The sequence below is a fragment of the Streptococcus pseudopneumoniae genome (assembly GCF_001068775.1).
Taxonomy (GTDB): Bacteria; Bacillota; Bacilli; order Lactobacillales; family Streptococcaceae; genus Streptococcus; species Streptococcus pseudopneumoniae_N.
This window is the reverse complement of sequence record NZ_JWAJ01000127.1, coordinates 22189-45393: the sequence shown is the minus strand read 5'-3', so window position 1 is coordinate 45393 and position 23205 is coordinate 22189. Positions and strand designations below refer to the sequence as shown.

The 23205-nt window shown below is 39.8% G+C and carries 19 protein-coding genes and 1 pseudogene; 4 read left to right on the top strand and 16 right to left on the bottom strand.

The window, feature by feature from the left end; genetic code table 11:
- Positions 1-129 (top strand): annotated as a pseudogene (locus tag ADF68_RS10975) (IS110 family transposase); the annotation flags it as partial.
- Between the two features lie 242 nt (positions 130-371).
- Here ADF68_RS10975 and yaaA read toward each other — a convergent pair.
- The 7 genes from yaaA to ADF68_RS07560 form a co-directional block, all read right to left on the bottom strand.
- The gene (gene yaaA, locus ADF68_RS07590) at positions 372-1094 is read right to left on the bottom strand and encodes a peroxide stress protein YaaA (protein WP_049549292.1); all 723 of its coding nucleotides are present in this window, start codon (positions 1092-1094) and stop codon (positions 372-374) included.
- A 79-nt stretch (positions 1095-1173) separates the two neighbouring features.
- Complete coding sequence (locus ADF68_RS11265; RefSeq protein WP_049494288.1) at positions 1174-1338, bottom strand: hypothetical protein; 165 nt, start codon at positions 1336-1338, stop codon at positions 1174-1176.
- A gap of 134 nt (positions 1339-1472) precedes the next feature.
- A complete protein-coding gene (locus ADF68_RS07580) occupies positions 1473-1883 on the bottom strand; it encodes a peptide deformylase (RefSeq protein ID WP_049549288.1) in 411 nt (136 codons plus the stop codon).
- A gap of 105 nt (positions 1884-1988) precedes the next feature.
- Positions 1989-4673, bottom strand: coding sequence for a cation-translocating P-type ATPase (locus ADF68_RS07575; RefSeq protein ID WP_049549287.1), 2685 nt, complete (start codon positions 4671-4673; stop codon positions 1989-1991).
- A gap of 190 nt (positions 4674-4863) precedes the next feature.
- Positions 4864-5832, bottom strand: a complete 969-nt coding sequence (locus ADF68_RS07570; protein ID WP_049549286.1) for a glycosyltransferase family 2 protein — start codon at positions 5830-5832, stop codon at positions 4864-4866.
- A complete protein-coding gene (locus tag ADF68_RS07565) occupies positions 5825-6856 on the bottom strand; it encodes an acyltransferase family protein (RefSeq protein ID WP_049549285.1) in 1032 nt (343 codons plus the stop codon). The genes ADF68_RS07570 and ADF68_RS07565 overlap by 8 nt, the downstream gene beginning before the upstream one ends.
- A gap of 1 nt (position 6857) precedes the next feature.
- Positions 6858-8468 carry a hypothetical protein gene (locus ADF68_RS07560; protein ID WP_049549284.1) on the bottom strand — a complete coding sequence of 537 codons (1611 nt, stop codon included), beginning with the start codon at positions 8466-8468 and terminating at the stop codon, positions 6858-6860.
- Between the two features lie 157 nt (positions 8469-8625).
- On the opposite strand from ADF68_RS07560, the gene ADF68_RS07555 reads away from it, so the two are divergent.
- Positions 8626-9816: a cation diffusion facilitator family transporter gene (locus ADF68_RS07555; RefSeq protein ID WP_049549283.1), complete on the top strand. Its 1191-nt coding sequence runs from the start codon at positions 8626-8628 to the stop codon at positions 9814-9816.
- 40 nt (positions 9817-9856) lie between these two features.
- Here the strand turns inward: ADF68_RS07555 and scrK are convergent, their stop codons facing one another.
- Together scrK and ADF68_RS07545 are read right to left on the bottom strand one after the other, a co-directional pair.
- Positions 9857-10744 carry a fructokinase ScrK gene (gene scrK, locus ADF68_RS07550; RefSeq protein WP_049549282.1) on the bottom strand — a complete coding sequence of 296 codons (888 nt, stop codon included), beginning with the start codon at positions 10742-10744 and terminating at the stop codon, positions 9857-9859.
- Between the two features lie 258 nt (positions 10745-11002).
- Positions 11003-12886 carry a sucrose-specific PTS transporter subunit IIBC gene (locus ADF68_RS07545; protein ID WP_049549281.1) on the bottom strand — a complete coding sequence of 628 codons (1884 nt, stop codon included), beginning with the start codon at positions 12884-12886 and terminating at the stop codon, positions 11003-11005.
- 362 nt (positions 12887-13248) lie between these two features.
- Here ADF68_RS07545 and ADF68_RS07540 point away from each other — a divergent pair, with 362 nt between their 5' ends.
- Complete coding sequence (locus tag ADF68_RS07540; protein ID WP_049549280.1) at positions 13249-14703, top strand: sucrose-6-phosphate hydrolase; 1455 nt, start codon at positions 13249-13251, stop codon at positions 14701-14703.
- Complete coding sequence (locus tag ADF68_RS07535) at positions 14684-15649, top strand: LacI family DNA-binding transcriptional regulator (RefSeq protein WP_049549279.1); 966 nt, start codon at positions 14684-14686, stop codon at positions 15647-15649. The genes ADF68_RS07540 and ADF68_RS07535 overlap by 20 nt, the downstream gene beginning before the upstream one ends.
- 244 nt (positions 15650-15893) lie before the next feature.
- On the opposite strand, the gene ADF68_RS07525 is transcribed toward ADF68_RS07535, so the two are convergent.
- From ADF68_RS07525 to ADF68_RS07495, 7 genes are all read right to left on the bottom strand, one after another.
- A complete protein-coding gene (locus tag ADF68_RS07525) occupies positions 15894-16409 on the bottom strand; it encodes a hypothetical protein (RefSeq protein ID WP_049549278.1) in 516 nt (171 codons plus the stop codon).
- 253 nt (positions 16410-16662) lie between these two features.
- On the bottom strand, positions 16663-17937 hold the full coding sequence (locus tag ADF68_RS07520) for a hydroxymethylglutaryl-CoA reductase, degradative (protein ID WP_049549277.1): 1275 nt from the start codon (positions 17935-17937) through the stop codon (positions 16663-16665).
- Positions 17937-19109, bottom strand: a complete 1173-nt coding sequence (locus ADF68_RS07515) for a hydroxymethylglutaryl-CoA synthase (protein ID WP_049549276.1) — start codon at positions 19107-19109, stop codon at positions 17937-17939. Before ADF68_RS07515 ends, ADF68_RS07520 begins: the two co-directional genes overlap by 1 nt.
- A gap of 176 nt (positions 19110-19285) precedes the next feature.
- Positions 19286-19735 carry a threonine/serine exporter family protein gene (locus ADF68_RS07510; RefSeq protein WP_049549275.1) on the bottom strand — a complete coding sequence of 150 codons (450 nt, stop codon included), beginning with the start codon at positions 19733-19735 and terminating at the stop codon, positions 19286-19288.
- 1 nt (position 19736) lies between these two features.
- Complete coding sequence (locus tag ADF68_RS07505) at positions 19737-20495, bottom strand: threonine/serine exporter family protein (protein WP_049549274.1); 759 nt, start codon at positions 20493-20495, stop codon at positions 19737-19739.
- A gap of 88 nt (positions 20496-20583) precedes the next feature.
- Positions 20584-22467, bottom strand: coding sequence for a Stk1 family PASTA domain-containing Ser/Thr kinase (gene pknB / locus ADF68_RS07500; RefSeq protein WP_049549273.1), 1884 nt, complete (start codon positions 22465-22467; stop codon positions 20584-20586).
- Positions 22464-23204: a Stp1/IreP family PP2C-type Ser/Thr phosphatase gene (locus ADF68_RS07495; protein ID WP_049549272.1), complete on the bottom strand. Its 741-nt coding sequence runs from the start codon at positions 23202-23204 to the stop codon at positions 22464-22466. Before ADF68_RS07495 ends, pknB begins: the two co-directional genes overlap by 4 nt.
- Position 23205 lies beyond the last annotated feature (1 nt).

The following is a 23205-nucleotide window of genomic DNA, read 5'->3' as shown; positions in this document are numbered from 1 at the left end:
AAAAGACAATCGCAGATAACTTCAACTAAGCCACATACGATTGCCTCTATACATCGTCTCATTAGGACAATGTATTATCTTATAATGCATAATAAACTTTACGACTATACTTTAGCACAAAGTCATTAAAGTCGCCTATGCCCTATAATTCTAACACCTTGTTTCAAAAAATGCCAGATAAGGTGTCATTTTTCTATGCTCAAATGTCAGAAAAATGGCTCGAACTATCTCTCAAAAAATTCCCTTCATACATTTTCAGGAATAATGTTGAGTCAGAAACCGTATTATACTTGACAAATGGTAGAAAATAGAAGCGTCAAATCATAAAAAAGCCTGCCCTGATTCAATCAAGAGCTGACGCTATTTTCAATCTATTTTACAAAGACCATTTCCTTGTCACTAGACAGGTCTTCTCGATAGTGGAAACCTACAAAGCTGAGCTTTTTGATTTCTTCTACCGAAGTTACCTGATCTTCCATCAAGGCTGTTAAGAAACCACCTCTAGCTTTCTTTGAAATGGTTGAGTGGACTTTAAGTTTTCCATCTCTGTCTTCCATAAACTTAAAGGTCACCATTTTTTCACGGATATCTTTTGGAAAGACAGTTTCAAACTCCGAAGACAAGAGTGAAAAGATTAGTTCTTCACCCTTCACCGACTCTTCATAAGCTGACTGCCAGTGACTTTTCAGGCTTTTCCCAGCGATTTTAAGCTTCATCAAAAAGTCCAGTCTGTGAGGTGCAATCGATGCAAAGGCTGGAATCACACCGTAAAGAGCTGACGTTATCATGAGGTGATTCTCCAGATAGGCTTCTTCAGCCTTGCTTAGATTGTCCCGTTTGATGTTGCGATACATGAGTCCATCAAAGAGGTGCAAGGCTGGATAGTTTATCGCAGTTCCATTTTCTAAGGCCTGGATATGGTCATACTCCTCTTGCGCTTTTTCGGCAGATATTTTGTAAAAGTTCTCCAGCTCTTGGGCAGAATATCTGGCCAATTCATCCAGCACCGCCTGACTTTCAGGACGCAATGGTTTAGCCTCTAAACTAGGGATTTCGGTATTCATTTCTTTTGCAGTTGGGATTAGAATTTTCATAGTGTTAGTGTAGCATATTTTTTTAGGACTACCAAGGATTTGCACCTAAAAACCTCGGTGAATACCGAGGCTTCTTTCCTTATTTTGGCAATCCTAACCAGATTGCAAAGAGAACGAGTGCTGTCCCAAGGCAGCTTGTCAAGATAGATGACAGATTAAACTTTTTCTCCTTTAGGTGAGAAAATCCTATCTTCAAAGCGAAAAGACCAAGCAACATCGAACCAATCATCAGATAAAATCCCATTTGACTGTCCTCCATTTATTATTCTTTCATCCATTATCACAAATTTCAAACAAGAGTGCAAGAAAAACGAATTTTTTTAGTTATTTAGCTTGAAAAATCATCCACTATTCTAGTGAAAGATAATCTGAACCTGCTTATATGATAATCCCTTCTAAATGATCCAGTTCATGCTGACAGATCTGAGCAGGAAATCCTGTCAGGGTAATGGTTTGCTCTTGCCAATGGATATCTCGATAAGCCACGGTAATCTTTTCATACCGAGTTATTGGTCTCACTCCTGTCAAAGACAAACAACCTTCCTCTGTTTCGTATAAGCCTTCAAAAGATTGGAGAACCGGATTAAACATAACCATGGGAATCATTCCGATATTAAAAATAATAACACGTTTTTGTACCCCAATCATATTGGCTGCTAGTCCAACACAGGTTTCTCGGTTAGCCAATAGGGTATCCTGCAAATCCTTTGCTAGGGGTAAATCTTCCTGACTAGCAGGCTGGGATACCTGCGACAAAAACAAGATATCTTTTACAATTTTCTTTTCCAAGTCTTCTTTCCTCCATCTTTTTCTCTACTTGATTATAGCACAAAATCTATTGACATTTATCTTATATAAAAGCAAAAAAGCCATCCGAAGATGACTTTTCAATGCTTAAATAGCGTTTTTATCTTTTCCAAGTGCTCGTTGAACTGCTTTGACAATCTCAACAAGGACTACAATCATAAGCGCTCCTACAGCGACCACCATCCATTGAGTCAAACTCAAATGTGACACGTGGAAGAGATTATTAAATCCAGGAACCAAAATTGTCACCACAAAGAGAACAAAGGCAACTGGGATAGACCAGTTAAAGGTCTTGTTAGTAAAGAGTCCCACTTTAAAGATCGATTGGTAAACCGACTTAACGTTAAAGGCATGGAGCAATTGGATCAAACCGAGAGTTGCAAAAGCCATGGTAAGGGCATCCGCATGGATTTCAGTATGACTTTGGTGCTCTGGGAAAAGAAGAGCCCAACCATAAACACTTAGAACTAGCATGGTTTGGAAGATTCCTTGATATATAATAGCTCCAAAGACACCACCGTCAAAGAAGTTAGATTTACGTCCACGAGGTTTGTGGGTCATAACTCCTGGCTCAGCTGGTTCTACACCAAGAGCAATGGCTGGAAGCGTATCTGTTACCAAGTTAATCCAGAGAAGATGCACTGGTTGCAATACATCCCAACCAAACAAGGTTGCAAAGAAGATCGTGAAGACTTCAGCCATATTAGCAGACAAGAGGTATTGGATTGATTTTTGGATATTTGAGAAGACTTTACGTCCTTCTTCAACCGCTACGATAATGGTTGCAAAGTTATCATCAGCAAGGACCATATCCGAAGCTCCCTTAGAAACTTCTGTACCTGTAATCCCCATACCTATACCAATATCCGCTGTCTTAAGTGATGGTGCATCGTTGACCCCATCACCCGTCATAGCGACAACCTTACCTTCATTTTGCCAAGCTTTCACGATACGAACCTTGTGCTCAGGTGATACACGTGCGTATACAGAGTATTGCTTGAAGACTTTTTGGAATTCTTCATCCGTGAGTTCATTCAACTCAGCACCCGTGAAGACATGGTCTTCTGTGTCATTTGGATCGATGATTCCGAGACGTTTGGCAATAGCTTCCGCTGTATCTTGGTGGTCACCTGTGATCATGATTGGACGGATACCTGCTTCTTTAGCGACACGTACAGCTTCTGCAGCTTCTGGACGCTCAGGGTCAATCATACCGACTAAACCAGAGAAAATAAGGTCAGACTCGACAATTTCAGATTCCAAAGTTGGGATTTCCTTGCTTGTCTTATAAGCCATCATCAAGACACGAAGGGCTTGTTTAGCCAAATCTTTGTTGGTAGCAAGGATAGCTTGTTTGTCTTCTTCTGTGATTGGGCGAACTTCCCCATTGACTTCAATACGAGTCACACGTTTGAGCAATTGGTCAGGCGCACCCTTTACAGCGATAAAATAAGAACCGTCTGCTTCCTTATGGATGGTAGACATGAGCTTACGGTCTGAGTCAAATGGCAATTCAGCCACACGTGGCTCATCTTTCAGAACTTCACGAACATCAAAATTGTGGTCCAAACCAAACTGAACAAGAGCTGTCTCAGTTGGATCCCCAATCAATTTACCAGATGGGTCCACCTTGGTATCATTGGCAAAGTTCATGATACGGAGGGTATTATTGTTAGCAGCAATTTCAGATGCCGAGCTTTGCAATTGACCATTGGTATAAACTTTTTCAACCGTCATTTGGTTCATGGTCAAAGTACCTGTTTTATCAGATGCGATGATTTCTGTTGAACCAAGCGTTTCAACCGCTGGCAATTTACGGACAATCGAATTACGTTTTGCAAGGGTTGTAGTTCCCAAAGATAGAACGATGGTTACAATGGCAGGAAGCCCTTCTGGAATAGCCGCTACTGCAAGAGCAACCGCCACCATCAAGCCTTCTAATGGATGTTCTCCACGAACAAAGACACCAACCAAGAAGGTAATCACTGCAATCACAATGATTAAGTAAGTCAAGGCCTTAGATAATTGTTCCAAGCTTTGCTTCAACGGTGTTTCCGTTTCATCTGCGTTGGCCAACATGTCCGCAATCTTACCAACTTCTGTATACATACCAGTGTTGGTCACGACACCAATACCACGACCGTATGTTACGTTTGAGTTTTGGTAACCCATATTAACACGATCCCCGATACCTGCATCTGCTTCAACAAGTCCTGTCACATCTTTTTCAACTGGGACAGACTCCCCTGTAAGAGCTGCTTCTTCAATTTTAAGGGAAGCTGCTTCAAACAAGCGCATATCTGCAGGCACGACATCTCCAGCTTCAAGCAAGACGATATCTCCAGGTACCAATTCTTTCGAGTCAATCTCAATCACATGACCATCACGACGAACACGAGCCATCGGGCTAGACATGTTTTTCAGAGCTTCAATGGCTGCTTCTGCTTGCCCTTCTTGGTAAACCCCAAAGGCGGCATTCAAGACAACAACGGCCAAGATAATAATGGCGTCAGTTAAACCATCCATCCCTTCTGTAATCACAGAAAGTGCCGCTGCCGCAAGCAAGATGATAATCATCAAATCCTTAAATTGATCAAGGAATTTAGCTAGTAGGCTGCGTTTTTCGCCCTCTTCTAACTCATTTCGACCATAAGTCGCTAAGCGTTCTTGAGCTTGAGTAGTTGACAAACCTTCGATCGATGAGTCCAAGTTCTTTAGGACTTCTTCTGAGGCTTGTGTGTAAAACAAGTCTTTATTTTGTTCTTTTGACAAAACAGTCTCCTCCTTTTTGGCCTCTTTTTACAAAAAAAGAGACCTGTTTTTTAAAAAAACAAGTCTCGCTGTTTAATATAGTGCCGGAAATAATTCGTAATGACGACACTATCGCGGTTAACCGCCAGCTACTCCCTTGAGTAGTTCTATTATATCAGAATTTCAAAAGTTTTCAAGTTTTGAGGTGGGGTTACTCATCACTCTCATCATAGGTGCGATCGCTGATAATATATCTTGGACGTTTTTTCGTTTCTAGATAGATTTTTCCGACATATTCCCCAATTACACCAAGACTAATGAGTTGAACCCCGCCAAGTAAGCTTACAATGGCGTAGGTACTGGCCCATCCAGCTACTACATTACCAGCAAATTTGCTCCACAAAACCCAGATGATCAACAAAAAACTAAAAAGTGAAGTCATAACTCCCAAGCTAGTAATCAAGCGAATAGGTTTAATAGATAGGCTAGTAATACCATCCATTGCTAGACCAAGCATTTTAGAAAGTGGATAGTGACTTTCTCCAGCAATTCGTTCATGACGTTTATAAGTCACGTAGGAATACTTAAATCCTACAAGAGGCATAATGCCTCGAAGAAATAAGTTTACTTCTTTAAATTTAGCAAGTTCATGAATAAAACGTTTGGAGACTAAACGATAGTCAGCATGATTAAAAACGACATCTGCTCCAAATAGTTGCATCACCTTATAGAATCCCTCTGCTGTAATACGTTTAAAAGCCGAATCTGTCTCTCGGTTGTCTCGAACGCCGTAGACAATCTCTGAACCTGACTTATATTCAGCAACCATTTGATCCATACAGTTGATATCATCTTGGCCATCTGCGTCAATGGTAATCACGATATCCGCAAATTCTGCAGCTTCGTACATCCCAGCAAGAACACTACTTTGATGACCACGGTTTCGACTTTGAGAAATACCTACAACAAATGGATTCGATGAAGCGTATTCTTGAATAAGTTCCCAAGTTTTATCCTTACTACCATCATTGACATACATGACCTTGCTATGTGGATGAATCTCTTGACTCTTCACCAATTCCTCGATCTTCCCAACAAACATCGGATTTGTATGAGGTAACACTTGTTCTTCGTTATAACACGGAATAACGATATATAAAATCGGATTATTTCTACTCATTTTTGACTCCTAACCTTTTAATCCCAAAGGGAAAGTTTGTCCCTCTAAATACTCTGACAATCAATTCACACCCTACTAAAGTCAATATTGTCACAACACTTGTTGTAACGTAGCCATTCACAAAAATACCAGTATATCTTGTAGACAGTTGTAAAATTAATTTTTCTACCAACACTAAAACAATCGGGGCATGGACACCATAGTAAATCAAGGTTCTTTGACCGATTAATTTCAAGAGAGTCATTTCAGGAATTGACTTAAAGAATATGAGGGTGGACCATATACCTGAAATTGCAGCAATGTAAAACAAGAGATGGTTTCCAATCTGTTGATAGTAAAGATCAACAATCTGTTTCCCACTCCAATGATAGTTCAACCTACCAACAAATATAGTTAGCAATAAGGCAAGTGGCAAATAATAAATTGCAAAAAACTTTTCCATCTGCGCTAAATATTTTCTCACTCCGACACCTAAGAGTGTAAAGATAATGGCTACAGGGACCAGGTCAATATTCCAGATAAGATAAAAATTCCAAGCATAGATTTTTTGTCCCAAAACGACTAAAAATAAGAGTGATACACTAATCAAAAGCCATTGGATAGTGGTCCATTTTTTTCTGAGAATAAAGTAACTAAAAACATGTGCTAAAAACATGACATTCAGAAACCATAACTGAAAATAAACATGCAAGCGGTCTGACAACAATAACTGTTTAGTAAAATGAATAAGATTAAAACTAAACACTTGTTCAGGATACATGACAAAGAGTTGAAAAAGAAAAACAAAAATATTCAGGCAAAAAAAGGGAACGACCAAACTTTTTATCTTGCTAAGAAAATATTCCTTAAATGATTTGTATTTAGTGACATTTAAAGTAAAACCTGACAAGAAGAAAAATAAGGGGATATGAAAAACATAGAGGAGTATTTTTGCACGAAGAGGCACAAAACTGCTATGCCCTATAATAACAAGTATAATCGCTAGCCCCTTAGCCATATCTAGGTAACCTATGCGCTTTTTCATCCTATCTCCCTTCTCCTGTTCTTAGTCGATAAAGATTCATATCAGAAGTGACCACCTCAACTTCTTCAAAATAAACATCTTTCTGGTAATGTTCTTTCATTATTTTCTTGACTTGATCCATCTTTCCTGAAGAAGGTGACCAAAAGAATAGGATATTCTCCTTATCAATAGCAGAAGAAAGAAGATTACTAGGCTCCTCAACATGATACTTTTTCATTAATTGATAATAATGTGGCGAAAAAGTTTGCCAGTTACCTAAGGTTGTTGTATTTTCAATCAACTGATCTGGCTTCCTTCTAATCGTAGCCAAGCTCGGTTGAGAATTGACAAGTGTTCCATAACCGCCAAAGACAAGCAATTTATCAGAATGTTTTTCCACTACATCATGATACTCTGATACCATGGATGATTGAATGATTGGGAACCAGTAAAGTTCTTGTCCCACACTATTTACCCAGGCCATACTCGCCAGCATTCCTACAAGTTGTAGACTATAAAAAATTCCTCTTTTTTTCAACAGTTTACGCTTATTGTAAAATAAGGGCGCATAGTAGACGAAAAAGATTAAAAAGCTAATGATAATTGGGATATAGACACGTTCTACTACTCTCTGCCTAACAAATAGTGCACCGATTAGTACAAATGGAACAAGCGGGAGTACCCAGCCATAGACTTTCTTTGGCTTGAAGAACAAAAACCAGCCAACCATAACAAAAAGAAAGGTTGTCAAAATAATATTTTGGAAATAATCTTTCACCATCTGAAGTACATTAAAGGAGTACTTTTCAGAGAAAGAACGTACGGATTGAATTTTTGTTAACAGCTCATTGTTCAAAGCATCTTTTTCTGCAAACAACCAGTAGGTTGAAGCAGATAAGTCATTTTCACTGACCCCCAATTCCTGAAATTCCTTGGCATGCTTCTCATACTCAATCGCAGGGAAATCTCTCAAATTGGTACTTAGAGTATTCCAATTTAGGTATTCTTGAACATCTGGTCTCATTAAGGTATAAATTTTATTGGAAGCAAAGATAAGTAAAATGACAGCAGATAACAAGAATAATTCTTTTTTCTTTTTTCCTTTGATGACTTCAAAAGCTAGGAAGGGGAGTAAAAGCAATAATAAACTGGCAATAATTTGCGGCCTAATCGATAAACCTATTACAGACAAAAGCATTCCCGTTAGGTATTTTCTATCAAATAATAATAGTATAGCTACTGTCGATAACAAGTAAGCAATTACTGAAAACGAGAAATACTTCATTAAAACCATTTGAAGCAACATTACTAAGGGAAGTAAGAAATAATATTTCTTTCTAAAAAAGAACTCCAAATAGATGCTAAAACTCAAGCAAAAACTGAGAGCTAAAAAAATAAAATAAATATTCCAATTTGTAAATAATTGTTGAAGAAATACTAAAGCAGATGATAACAAAATTCCAATATAGGGAAGCAACATATTATCACCAGATAATATGGTTTGATTAACCATGATATCATCAACCACTGGATAATCAAATCCCTTAATCAATCTATATCCATAAAAAATAAGAAATGGTAGCAACAGCAAACCAATTCGAATCACTCTATCAATGATTTGTTTATGATTCATTAAAAACTCTTTCTAAAATAAATATTACCTTATCATTCTATCATATTTCAAAATAAAAATCTGTTGAATCAGTATAAATGTCCCGTCCCCTCTATTTGAATTTTCCTTACAAAACCAGTATAATGATAGAATACAAAAATTCTAGGAAGAGAGTCAGATGAATCAATCAGTTTCAAACTTGAAATTAGCTGAACGAGGTGCTATTATAAGCATCTTGACCTACCTTTTCTTGTCAGCAGCTAAGTTAGCAGCAGGCCACCTCCTTCACTCGTCCAGTTTAGTGGCAGATGGTTTCAACAACGTTTCTGATATCATCGGAAATGTTGCCCTCCTCATTGGGATTCGTTTGGCCCGCCAACCAGCAGATAGAGACCATCGTTTCGGTCACTGGAAAATCGAGGACTTAGCAAGCCTCATCACTTCAATCATCATGTTCTATGTTGGTTTTGATGTCTTGCGAGATACGATTCAAAAGATTATTAGTCGCGAAGAAACAGTGATTGACCCACTGGGAGCGATTCTAGGAATGATCTCTGCTGTGATTATGTTTGCTGTTTATCTCTACAACACCCACCTCAGCAAGCAGTCCAAATCTAAGGCGCTTAAAGCGGCTGCCAAGGACAATCTATCAGATGCAGTCACTTCACTCGGAACCACGATCGCCATCCTAGCCAGCAGTTTTAACTTCCCTCTCGTGGATAAATTGGTTGCCATCGTCATTACCTTCTTTATCCTCAAGACTGCCTATGATATCTTTATCGAGTCGTCTTTCAGTCTTTCAGATGGTTTTGATGAACACTTGCTAGAAGATTATCAAAAGGCTATCATGGAAATCCCTAAAATTAGCAAGGTCAAATCACAACGCGGTCGTACTTACGGAAGTAATATCTATCTGGACATCACTCTCGAGATGAATCCAGATCTCTCCGTTTTCGAAAGCCACGAAATTGCGGACCAGGTTGAATCTATGTTATCAGAACGCTTTGGTGTCTTTGATACAGACATTCATATCGAACCAGCACCAATCCCTGAGGATGAAATCCTAGATAATGTCTATAAAAAATTGCTCATGAGAGAGCAACTGATTGACCAAGGAAATCAACTGGAAGAGTTACTTGCAGAAGACTTCATTTATATCCGTCAGGACGGACAAGAACTGGACAAGGATGCCTATAAGTCCGAAAAAGAACTGACATCTGCCATTAAAGAGCTTCATCTAACCTCGATCAGTCAGAAAACAAAACTGATCCGCTATCAGATTGGTGATACCATCCACACAAGCATCTGGCGCCGCCACGAAACTTGGCAAAATATTTTCCATCAGGAAACAAAGATAGAAAAAGACTAAAAAATGAGGCCGGGATAATTCCCGACCTCATTTTTCATGTTTATTTTGCAACGCTCTTAGCAAGAACGAAGTTTCCTAATGTAGCTGAACCATTGCCAGCAACAGCTGGAGTCACGATATAGTCACGTACATCTGGAACTGGTAGGTAGCCATTTAGTAGGGATGTGAATTTCTCACGTACACGGTCAAGCATATGTTGTTGAGCCATAACCCCACCACCAAAGACGATGACATCTGGACGGAAAGTTACAGTCGCATTCACTGCGGCTTGAGCAATGTAGTAAGCTTGAACATCCCAGACAGAGTTGTTGAGTTCAATGTTTTCCCCACGAACACCTGTACGAGCTTCCAAACTTGGACCAGCTGCATAACCTTCCAAACATCCATTATGGAAAGGACAAACACCTTTAAATTCTTTTTCAATATCCATTGGGTGTCTAGCCACATAATAATGACCCATCTCAGGGTGACCAACACCGCCAATAAACTCGCCACGTTGGATAACGCCTGCACCGATACCTGTACCGATTGTATAGTAAACCAAGTTTTCGATACGGCCACCAGCATTATTACGAGCAACTACCTCACCGTAGGCAGAACTGTTTACGTCTGTTGTGAAGTACATTGGCACGTTTAGAGCGCGACGAAGAGCACCAAGCAAGTCAACATTTGCCCAGTGAGGTTTCGGTGTAGTTGTAATAAAACCATAAGTCTTTGAATTTTTGTCGATATCAATTGGACCAAATGATCCAATCGCAAGTCCTGCAAGATTATCAAATTTTGAAAAGAACTCGATAGTTTTATCGATTGTCTCGATTGGAGTTGTTGTTGGAAATTGTGTTTTTTCTACAACGTTAAAGTTTTCATCACCGACAGCACAGACAAACTTTGTACCGCCCGCTTCCAAGCTTCCATATAATTTTGTCATGATAAACCTCTTGTTTTTATTTTCTTTATTATAGCATATTTCGAAAGTCTAAATTTCTCTATTTTTTAGATTTTCCTCTGTAAATCTTACGATTCAAGCAAAAACGAACAAACATGTCATTTGTTCGTTTTTTGATCTATTAAATCGAAAGTAGTGTACTCAATGAAAATCAAAGAACAAACTAGGAATCGAGCTGCAGACAGTACTTGAGTACGGCAAAGCACGTATGACGCAGTTTGAAGAGATTTTCGAAGAGTATTAAGCTTTAACTTCAATGACTGCGTCACCCTTAGCAACTGATCCAGAAGCAACTGGATTTACTGAAGCAAAGTCTGCAGTGTTTGTCACGATAACCATAGTTGTGTTGTCAAGACCTGCAGCAACAATCTTAGCTGAGTCAAATGTTCCAAGAACATCTCCAGCTTTAACCTTGTCACCTTGGGCAACTTTTTGGTCAAATCCTTCACCGTTCATTGAAACAGTGTCGATACCAACGTGAATCAAGATTTCAGCTCCGTTTGCTGTTTTCAAACCATAAGCATGCCCTGTTGGGAAGACGATTGTCACTTCAGCATCAGCTGGTGCATAGACAACATCTTGGCTAGGTTTCACAGCGATACCTTGTCCCATAGCTCCACTTGAGAAGACTGGGTCATTAACGTCTGAAAGGGCAACTACGTCACCAACGATTGGTGTTTGGATGACACCTTCGCTAGGTGCAACAACAGTACCAGTTACTGCTTCGTCAGCCAAACGTTCAGTTGTAGCTTCTGAAGCCACTTCTGCTTCATCTTCATAACCAAACATGTAAGTAAGAGCAAAACCAAGAGCGAATGATACAGCTACCATAAGAAGGTATTGTGGAAGTTGTCCGTTACCAATGTAGAGCATTGTACCTGGGATGATTGTGATACCATTACCAGTACCAGCAAGACCAAGGATAGATGCCAATCCACCACCGATTGCACCAGCGATCAATGAAAGGAAGAATGGTTTACGGAAACGCAAGTTAACCCCAAAGATAGCAGGCTCAGTAATACCTAGGAAGGCAGAAAGAGCAGCTGGGAAAGCAAGTGTTTTAAGTTTTGGATTTTTAGTTTTCACACCAACGGCTACTGTTGCAGCACCTTGAGCAGTCATGGCAGCTGTGATGATAGCGTTGAATGGGTTAACATGGTCAGCAGCAAGCAATTGAACTTCAAGCAAGTTGAAGATGTGGTGAACACCTGATACGACGATAACTTGGTGAACTCCACCAATCAAGAAACCACCAAGACCAAATGGCAAGTTAAGGATAGCTTTTGTTCCAAGAAGGATATAGTTTTCAACAACGTGGAAGACTGGTCCGATAACAAACAAACCAAGAATTGACATTACGAGGAGTGTTACGAATGGTGTTACCAAGAGGTCAAGAACATCTGGAACAACCTTACGAACAGCTTTTTCAAATTTAGCTCCGACAACCCCGATGATGAAGGCTGGAAGAACTGAACCTTGCAAACCAACAACTGGGATAAATCCGAAGAAGTTCATAGCAGTTACTTCTCCACCAGAAGCAACAGCCCAGGCATTTGGAAGTGAACCTGAAACGAGCATCATACCAAGAACGATACCAACGGCTGGGTTACCACCGAATACACGGAAGGTTGACCAAACAACCAAACCTGGCAAGATGATGAAGGCTGTGTCAGTCAAGATTTGAGTGTAAGTTGTCACATCTTCTGGAAGTGTCATTCCAAGAGCATTCAAGAGACCACGCACACCCATGAAGAGACCAGTTGCTACGATAACTGGAATGATTGGAACAAAGACGTCACCAAAAGTACGGATGGCACGTTGGAACCAATTTCCTTGTTTAGCAGCTTCTGCCTTCATCTCATCCTTAGATGTCGTTGGCAAACCAAGAGCTACGACTTCGTCGTACATCTTGTTTACTGTACCTGTACCAAAAATGATTTGGTATTGACCTGAGTTAAAGAAAGCACCTTGAACTTTTTCCAAGTTCTCGATAGCATCTTTGTTGATCTTCGCTTCATCTTTCACCATAACACGAAGGCGAGTCGCACAGTGGGCTACACTGTTAACGTTCTCACGTCCACCCAAGGCTTCGATGACTTTTTTTGCAATTTCTGTATTGGTCATTTGCAAAAATCTCCTTATAAAAAAATTTGTTCTTGTTTGAAAGCGATTTTACTCGCCTCACGAATATTATTCTATCACGTTTAAAAAATATGTCAAGCGTTTTGCAGAAAAAAATTGCTATTTTTTATTTTTTGATTGTTTTTGCTATTTTTTTCATCAACACAGCCATAACACCCTCTAAAATCAAGGTTTTTACTTTAAAGTTTTCAAAAACTTCCATATTTTCATCATTTTTCATAAAATTACGTTCCTAGATTCTGTCAATCGTTTGACATTTTTTTCTTTAATTTAGTGTAAAAGACTTGCTTTTTTATAAGGAAACGTTTACTATTAAGATAGTAGAATTTATGGAGGAAATAGAAATGGAATGGACTACTGAACGTCGTTACAGACCTTATGAAGATTGGACACAAGAAAAAAGAAAAGAAATCCAAAAAAAGATGGCACAATCCCCATGGCATGTCAGCTATCACATTGAGCCAAAGGAAGGTCTCCTCAACGACCCAAACGGCTTTTCTTATTTTGATGGCAAGTGGGTTGTTTTTTACCAAAACTTCCCCTTTGGTGCAGCTCATGGTTTAAAATCTTGGGTTCAACTTGAAAGCGACGATTTGGTGCACTTTACTGAAACAGGTGTAAAAATCTTACCTGATACTCCTCTGGATAGCCACGGTGCTTACTCTGGATCTGCTATGCAGTTTGGCGATCAATTGTTCCTATTCTATACAGGAAATGTCCGTGATGAAAATTGGGTTCGCCACCCTTATCAGATCGGTGCCTTAGTGGACAAGAATGGAAAGATTGAAAAGATTGACAAAATCTTGATTGACCAACCTGCTGATGCTACTGACCACTTCCGCGATCCGCAAATTTTTAACTTTAAAGGTCAATACTATGCTATCGTTGGTGGTCAAGATTTGGACAAAAAAGGGTTTGTCCGTCTCTATAAGGCTATCGAAAATGATTATACAAACTGGCAAGAAGTCGGAGACCTTGACTTCAACAATGACCGTACTGCTTATATGATGGAGTGCCCAAATCTAGTCTTTGTCGGAGAACAACCTGTCCTTCTTTACTGCCCACAAGGTTTGGATAAAAAAGTTCTTGAATACGACAATATCTATCCAAACATGTATAAAATCGGCACTTCCTTTGATCCAGAAAATGCTCGTATGGTAGATGTATCTGAACTACACAACCTCGATTATGGATTTGAAGCCTATGCTACTCAAGCCTTTAATGCTCCTGATGGTCGCGCCCTGGCAGTCAGCTGGCTTGGGTTACCAGATGTTTCTTATCCATCTGACCGTTTCGATCATCAAGGAACCTTCTCATTAGTCAAGGAACTTACAATCAAGGATGGCAAACTCTATCAGTACCCTGTAGCAGCTATCCAGGACCTCCGAGCTTCAAAAGAGGAATTTTCAAATCGTTCTGAAACCAAAAACACCTACGAACTTGAGCTTAACTTAGAAGCCGATAGTCAAAGTGAAATCGTCCTTCTTGCTGATAAAGACGGCAAGGGGCTATCTATCAATTTTGACCTTGTCAATGCTCAAGTAACCGTTGATCGTAGTCAAGCAGGTGAGCAATATGCTCAAGAATTTGGAACTACTCGCTCTTGCTCAGTTACTAATCAAGCAACTACTGTTAATATCTTCATCGACAACTCAGTCTTTGAAATTTTCATCAATAAAGGAGAAAAGGTATTTTCTGGTCGTGTCTTCCCTCATGCGGATCAAAATGGAATCTTCATTAAATCTGGAAACCCAACTGGAACATACTACGAATTAGAATATGGTCGCAAAACTAACTGATGTCGCAAAATTAGCTGGCGTCAGCCCTACTACTGTTTCACGTGTCATCAACAAAAAGGGTTATCTTTCAGAAAAAACCATTCAAAAGGTTAATGATGCTATGCGTGAGCTGGGCTATAAGCCCAACAACCTAGCTCGCAGTCTTCAAGGAAAATCAGCCAAGTTAATCGGTTTGATTTTCCCTAAAATCAGCCATGTTTTCTATGCTGAATTGATTGACAAATTAGAACACGAACTCTTCAAAAAAGGTTACAAGACCATCATCTGTAATAGTGAACACGATTCGGAAAAAGAACGCGAATACATCGAAATGTTAGAAGCCAACCAGGTGGACGGCATCATCTCGGGAAGTCACAACCTTGGGATTGAGGATTACAATCGCGTAACCGCTCCGATCATTTCATTTGACCGTAACCTATCACCAGATATCCCTGTCGTTTCTTCTGATAACTATGCTGGCGGAGTCCTAGCCGCTCAGACTCTGGCTAAAACCGGAGCCAAATCTATCATTATGATTACAGGTAATGACAACTCCAATTCACCAACTGGACTTCGTCATGCTGGTTTTGCTTCTATCTTACCAAAGGCTCCTATTATCAATGTTTCCAGTGACTTTTCACCCCTTCGTAAGGAAATGGAAATTAAAAATATCTTGACCAAACAAAAACCAGATGCGATTTTCGCCTCTGATGATTTGACTGCTATTTTGGTTATTAAAATTGCTCAGGAGCTTGGTCTCTCTGTTCCTGAACAACTCAAGGTGATCGGCTATGACGGAACTTATTTCATTGAAAATTTCTATCCTCACCTCACTACCATTAAACAACCCTTGGAAGAAATTGCTCGCCTAACAGTTGATTTGCTCTTACAAAAAATTGAAGGCAAAGAGGTTGCTACTACTGGTTATTTCTTACCAGTTAGTCTCTTACCAGGTAAAAGTATTTAGACAAAAAGAGTCTGAGACAAAATAGTTCTCAGACTCTTAATTTAGTATACTATCAATAAATAATATTATAGAAGCAATAATAACTATAATTTTACCTATTTGGATAAGCTTATTTTGAGATTTAAATATATTTTCTAACAAAAATATTTGGATCACACACATTATAGGAATTAAATTTTTTGAAATCGAGAAGTATCCAAACAAATAGACTATAAATAATAAAAATAAAACTACATTGTATTTCTTATTCAAAACAGTTATCACCAATTTCCTTAATTCCCAAAATAGTAGACCCCATGTCAACTACAGCATATCCAAATTTTGTAATATTTTCGTAATTAGCTCCAGATTCAGCAATGGATATTAAAGCAGAAGCGGCTGCCTTGATACCTCCTACTGCTGCTATAAATTGTTTAATTTTAACAAGCATACCAATACCAACAGCAGCAGATCCTACCGCCCAAGCAACTGCACCGACACATCCCCAAAAGTCCCTGAACTGTACTTCATTATCAAATTTTAAATCTATACCTTTACTAAGCATATATTTATCAATTTCTTCCTGATTTCCTCTTTCCAACATTCCTTGTGGCATTTCATCTACTGCTTTTAAAATTAATAAAATAGATTCTTCCGATAAATCTTTAAAAGTATTTCCAAGTTTTGTAGCTGAAGCCACCTCATTAGCATGAACAACTGAAACACCTTCTGTAAGTGCTATATTCAATATTACTGTACTAAGTAATGCAACACTCAGCATTTTAATTTTTTATTCCTAATCAAAAATCCTCCTCTCTATATTTTTTTGATTAGGAATCTTAATAATTTACAGTTATATTATAATAAAAATCAAAGCGTCATCAATGCATACATCTTGTTTTTTTGAACAAAAACAGAAAAACTGTCAAATAATGTCATTGAATTAAGAAACTCAAATACGATTCTGTATTTGAGTTTCTTTTATTTGAAAAAACAGTAAAAAGCGCAAAAAATCAAACCAGTCTGAGTTTTTCTTATGATCTTAAGTTTTTCAAAAGAGTTTGGGCTTTTTCTAAATTAAAAGTTTTTTCAGCAATCAAGCTTTCTACTAGCTTAGGTACTTCTTTCTCTGTAGCTCCTGCTAAAAGTGCTAGAGATTTTGCTTGAAGTTTCATGTGTCCATGCTGGATCCCTGTGCTGACCAGAGCTTTAAGTGCTGCAAAGTTTTGAGCGAGACCAATCGAAACGATAATTTGAGCCAATTCTTTGGCAGATGGATGACCAAGCAACTCATGGCTGAGAACGACTCTAGGATTGAGACCAATTGATCCACCCTTGGTAGCAACCGGCATCGGCATGGTCAGCTCTCCTATTAGCTCTTCTGTTTCCAAATCCATCGTCCAACGACTGAGACCTCGATAGGAACCATCATGACTGGCATAGGCATGCGCTCCCGCTTCGATAGCCCGCCAATCATTTCCAGTAGCAATCAAGAGAGCATCGATTCCATTAAATATTCCCTTATTGTGAGTAGCTGCTCGATAAGGATCTGCCTGAGCAAACTGGCTGGCTAAAACCATTTTTTCAGCTAGTTCACGCGCTTCATCCTTCTGGCGACTCAAATAACGAAAGGCAATCCGACAAGTTGCAGTTACTAGAGAATCTGTTGCGTAGTTGGATAAAATGCCCATTAAACTTTGCCCTTGACTTAGAGCCTCTAAGCTAGGTTTTAAAGCTTCAAGCATGGTATTGAGCATATTAGCTCCCATGGCTTCCTGAGTATCCACATGGAGATAAACCACTAAAAAATCAGCCTCACCAGAAATTTTCTCAACTGTTAGCTCTCTGGCTCCACCACCACGTTTGACAATAGATGGATAGGCTTGGTTTGCTTGTTCGAGCAGCTCTGCTTTCTGACTCAAAATAGCCTGACATGCTTTATCCCTATCTGGAACCTGATAAAGAGCTACCTGACCAATCATTTGGCGTTGATGAACCTGAGCAGTAAAACCACCCGCACGTTTGATAATCTTACTAGCAAAACTAGCTGCAGCAACAACAGATGGCTCTTCGGTCACATAAGGAACGGTGTACTCTTGACCGTTTACCAGTACTTCTGGAACTATTGAGTATGGAAGCGAGAAGGTCCCCACCACATTCTCACTCAGCTGGTCCGCAACTGCTAGACTAAGATTTTCATTTTGCTCAAGACTGTCTTGGGCTTCCATAGAAGTAAGCGCCTGAGACTTAACGAACTCAAGGCGCTCTTGAATTGATTTTTTAGCAAATCCATTCCAATTTTTTTTCATTATTTTTCAACCTTGCTGTAGCGACGTTGGTGTTCTACAATCTCAACCAGAGCATAGTCCTGTCCTTCATAGCCTGACATGGTTGCAGAACCAGACTCATCAAAGTTTGCTTCCTCAAAGAAGATTCGTTCATAATCAGCTACGCTCAATGCTTGACGCTGGTCTAGCAAGTCTAAGCGATTTTTCTGCAATTGCTGTTCATAGCCTTCGACCAATTCCACACTGAAGAACTCAGATACAGCACCACTACCATAGCTGTAGAGGGCAATCTTATCCCCAGCTTTCAGACTATCAGAATTTTCAAGAAGAGACAAGAGTCCTAAAAAGAGTGAACCCGTATAGATATTTCCAACTTTTTGACTATAAATAATGGATTCATCAAAGTGCTTTTGAAGTAAATCCTTTTTCTCTTGAGGTAGAGATTTATCGAGGATTTTTTTCAATCCCTTGAGAGCTAGTTTTGGATATGGCAAATGGAAACAAATAGCTTCAAAATCATTCAAGTCGCAATCATAACGCTTTTGGTACTCTTCCCAAGTCGTTTTTAAGCTATCAAGATACTGCTGTGTTGAGTAAACCCCATTTACAAATGGTGTCGTTGAATAATTTGGACGCCAAAAGTCCATAATGTCACGAGTCTGCGCAACGTTATCGTTGTTGAAGACCATAACGCGTGGATTTTGGCTAATCAACATGGCAACACAGCCTGCACCTTGAGTTGGTTCTCCAGGAGTTTCAACACCATACCTTGCAATATCACTGGCTAGTACCAAAACTTTTGATTTTGGAGAATTTTCTACGTGTAACTTAGCATAGTGAAGTGCTGCAGTTGCACCATAGCAAGCCTCCTTGATTTCAAAACTACGAGCAAAAGGTTGAATTCCAAGCAAACCGTGTACAAAGACAGCTGCAGCTTTACTCTGGTCAATCCCAGACTCTGTCGCAACGATAACCATATCAATCTCTTGCTTCTCTTCTTCAGTCAGGATAGAATTTCCTGCACTAGCAGCCAAAGTAACAATATCCTCTGTTAAAGGAGCGATACTCAATTCTTTTAAAAGGAGTCCTTTACTCAATTTTTCAGGATCAATTCCTCGGGTTTCTGCTAAATCTTGTAATTTCAAAACGTATTGACTGGTCGCAAAACCAATCTTATCAATACCGATTGTCATATTTACCTCTATTTTTATCATTCATTGTAAAAATTCGTTCACCTCTATTTTATCACAATTGAAGTCAAAAGCGCTAAAAAAGACTTGATTCCCCAAATCAAGTTCATTTTCAAAACCTTATCTCATTTTTAGGCTAGTCCAACAAACAGAACTTTAGGGCTACAAAAAATCGAGTCTTAGCTAGCTCGATTCTTTTTGAGATAATGATACAATTTCAACAAAACTGTTCCACTGGCCATTCCAATGGAGATAACGAGAGCCGACATCATGACTAACATGGCACTAGAAATGGCATGACTGTAGTCACCTGTAACGAAGAAGGAAGTGGTTCGATAGGACAGATAACCTGGTACTAGTGGTGCCAATATAGCCAGAGCAAAAACAACTGCTGGTGTCTTATAGAGGATACTCATAATCTGGCTGACACAAGAACCAATCACCGCAGCAATAAAGGTTGCCAAAATAACATTGGTTGGTTCCTTGAGTATCAGATAGAGTAGCCAGATAGACATTCCCAAAACACCACCAGGTATGAGCATGGAACGCTGGACATTTAAGACGATTAAAAAGGTGATAATAGCAAGCAGACTTGCCAGAGCTTGCAATAAAAATGTTGTTAGTGTCATATTAGTTCATGAGTACGAGGGCAACTGATGTTCCAGCCCCTAAGGCAAGGGTAATCAGCAAGGATTCAAACATCTTGCTCATACCAGAGTTAATGTGATTGGTCATAATATCTCGAACAGCATTGGTCAGGGCAATTCCAGGCACAAAGGGCATAACCGCACCTGCAATCACTAAATCCGCCGTCGATGGTAAACCAGAATAGCGCGCCCAAAATTGTGCAATCAAACCAAAGACAAGAGCACCTGCAAAAGCTGTCATAAAAGGAATACGAATAAACTTCTCTACATAGAGAGAGCAAGTAAAGGCAAACAAGGTCGCTACTCCTGCTCCGATTGCATCGTAGACATTCCCACCAAACATGATTGAAAAGAAAGGAGCACTGAGGGTCGCTGCAGCAGTTAATTGAACATTGGTATAGGGAGATGCCTTGGCATTCAATTCCTTTAGTTGGATAAAAGCTGTATCCAGATCAAGCTGTCCTGCTACAAGTTGTCGTGAAATCTGGTTAACATCACATACCTTCTCAATATTATAAGAGGAGGAGGTCACTCGCTTCATACGAGAGATATTTGTATTTTCAATGGAGAAAAAAATGGCGGCAGGCATGGCCAAAACATTACAATCCATAATACCCTGTGAATGAGCAATCCGAATCATGGTATCTTCAACACGATAAATCTCAGAACCATTGCGAAGCAGAATTGTTCCAGCTAGCATGATGACATCAATAACTGCATTCAGTTTTTTTGATTCTTCCATGTTTCCCTCCTTTTTCAAACTCCATTTTATTTTATCATAATTTCGGAGGAAAAAAAATCTTTGCCACAAAAACTGTGACAAAGATTATTTAGTTATCCGTGTTATGTTCGTCCACATGAGTTGGTGTAGACGAAGATGGTGTCGATGGTCTTTGAGACGGCACCGTATTATCTGTCCTGTTAGAGTTACGCTGGCTCGAAGATGGAACAGAAGAAGATGATGGTGGGGTTTTTGGTTTATAAATAGAAATCTTTATACGGGTCGTAGCTAAATCAACTTTCTCACCTAGTTTTGGACTTTGATCCACAACAGTTCCTTCAGCAGTACCCTCAGGAGCTGTCGATACCTCTACTACTTCGATATTGGCTTCTTTGACACCAACAATTTGAATTAAGTTATTCTTTGTAAATTCAAGACTTGAGCCAATATAACTTGGCATGGTCACGGTTGTCACCTTTTTAGCAACAGTCAAAACGATAGAAGTTGCCTTGCTAAGATCATAGGTTGTACCTTCTGCTAGACTCTGTTTTAAAATCACACCTGATTCTGATTCACTGGACTCTTCTTCTTCAATCTTAATCAGATTTTCAGGAACCTTTTTCCCTTTCAATTCTGCAATAACATCAGTAGATTTGCGTCCAATATAGTTTCCAATCTTAAATGATTGTTTACCTGAAGATATGATTAGATTAACTTTAGACCCTTCTTTGCGAGCTGAGCCAGCATCTGGATCTGTACGAATAACTCTCCCTTCTTCTACCGTATCACTCGCTTCCGTTTTCTCATCACCGACTTCAAAGTTGGCTTTTTTCAAGGTTTCCTTAGCTTCAGCGACTGTTTGTCCTGCAACTTTTGGAATCTCAACAGTAGCTGGTGTTCTGGATAAAATCCACACCAAAGAAGCGGCAACCAATACGAAACTTGCTAGTAGAACTAGATAACGTGCTTTAAAACGACGGTTTTTCACTGGTTTTTCCACAGATTTTTTAGTACTTACTTCTGAGCTAGCTTTAGTTGCCTGATGGCTATCTGTCTGTGGTTGAACCTTAGGAATAGAGGTCAAGGTTGTTTGAGAAACCTTTGGCAATGTCTTTGTGTCCGCCTTAGTAGCATCATCAAAAACAAGTTTAGGTTCATTTCTACGGTTATAAGATAGACTGCTAGATAAATCAACATACATCTCTGAAACCGACTGGTATCGATCTGTTAGCTTTTTAGCAGTTGCTTTGATAACCACATTCTCCAAAGCTTGGGGAACAGATGGGTTTTCAGCGATAACTGACGGCAGTGGTTTCTGGAAATGCTGGAGAGCGATGGTTACTGCACTATCGCCATCATAAGGGATATGCCCTGTCAGCATTTCATAGAAAATAATCCCCATGGCATAGATGTCACTTTGGAACGTTGCTTTAGAACCACGAGCCTGCTCAGGTGACAAATAATGCACAGAACCCAACATAGAGTTGGTCTGAGTCAGACTGGTCTCTGCAAAGGCTACGGCAATCCCAAAGTCCGTTACCTTGGCCGTCCCATCCGGAGTTAAAAGAATGTTTTGAGGTTTTAAGTCACGATGGACAATACCTTTAGTGTGCGCTAAGCGCATAGCTAAGAGAATCTGACCCATGATACGGACAGCTTCTTCATTTGATAGGGGATAGTGTTCTTTGATATAGCGCTTGAGATCAAGACCGGCTACATATTCCATAGCCAGGTACTGTTGACCGTCCTCTTCGCCGATATCCGTTATCCGAACGATATGGGGATGATCTAAGTCAGCCATTGCACGCGCTTCACGCTGAAAACGAGCAACAGCAATCGGGTCAGTCTGGTAGTTAGTCCTCAAGACCTTTACAGCTACCTCTTCCCCGTCTAAAATCAAATCCTTGGCCAGGTAGACATCTGCCATACCTCCACGGCCAATTTGTTTGACAATCCGATACCGCCCGGCAAAAATCTTGCCGATCTGGATCATAGTGCCGCCTCCTCCTCAATTGAAACAAGGGCAACTGTAATGTTATCAAGCCCTCCGGCATTGTTTGCAAAACGAATCAAGGTCGCTGCTTTATCATCAAGCGAGATATCACTTGTGACAATATCACAGATTTCACTAGGTGAAATCATATTTGTCAGACCATCGCTATTGAGCAAGAGATAGTCTCCAGCTTCCAAGCTGACAATTCCCAAGTCAGGTTGAATTTCGTCTTTTTGTCCGATAGATTGGGTGATAATATTTTTTTGTGGATGCGCTTCTGCCTCTTCTGGTGTCAGTTGACCTGCCTTGAGCAATTCGTTAACCAAGGAATGATCACTTGTCAGTTGACGGTACTCTTCCCCTCGAATGAGACCGATTCTAGAATCTCCGATATGGGCATAAATTGCCTGATTTCCGATAACCGCAAGAGCTTCGAGGGTTGTCCCCATTCCCTTGTAGGCTTCATCTCGTCCTAGTTGATAAATCTTTTGATTTTCAACTTCTAGATGGTGGGCAAACCATTCGCGAACTTCATTAACGGTGTCGATCTGGGTATCTACCCATGACACACCCAAGTCAGTCACAGCCATTTCGCTAGCAATATTTCCTGCGCGATGACCTCCCATTCCGTCAGCCAAGAGAATCATTGTACAACCTGCTCGATTGACAAAAAGATTGACATAGTCTTGATTATTTGTACGTTTCTGACCCACATCTGTTAATAATGAAATCTCCATT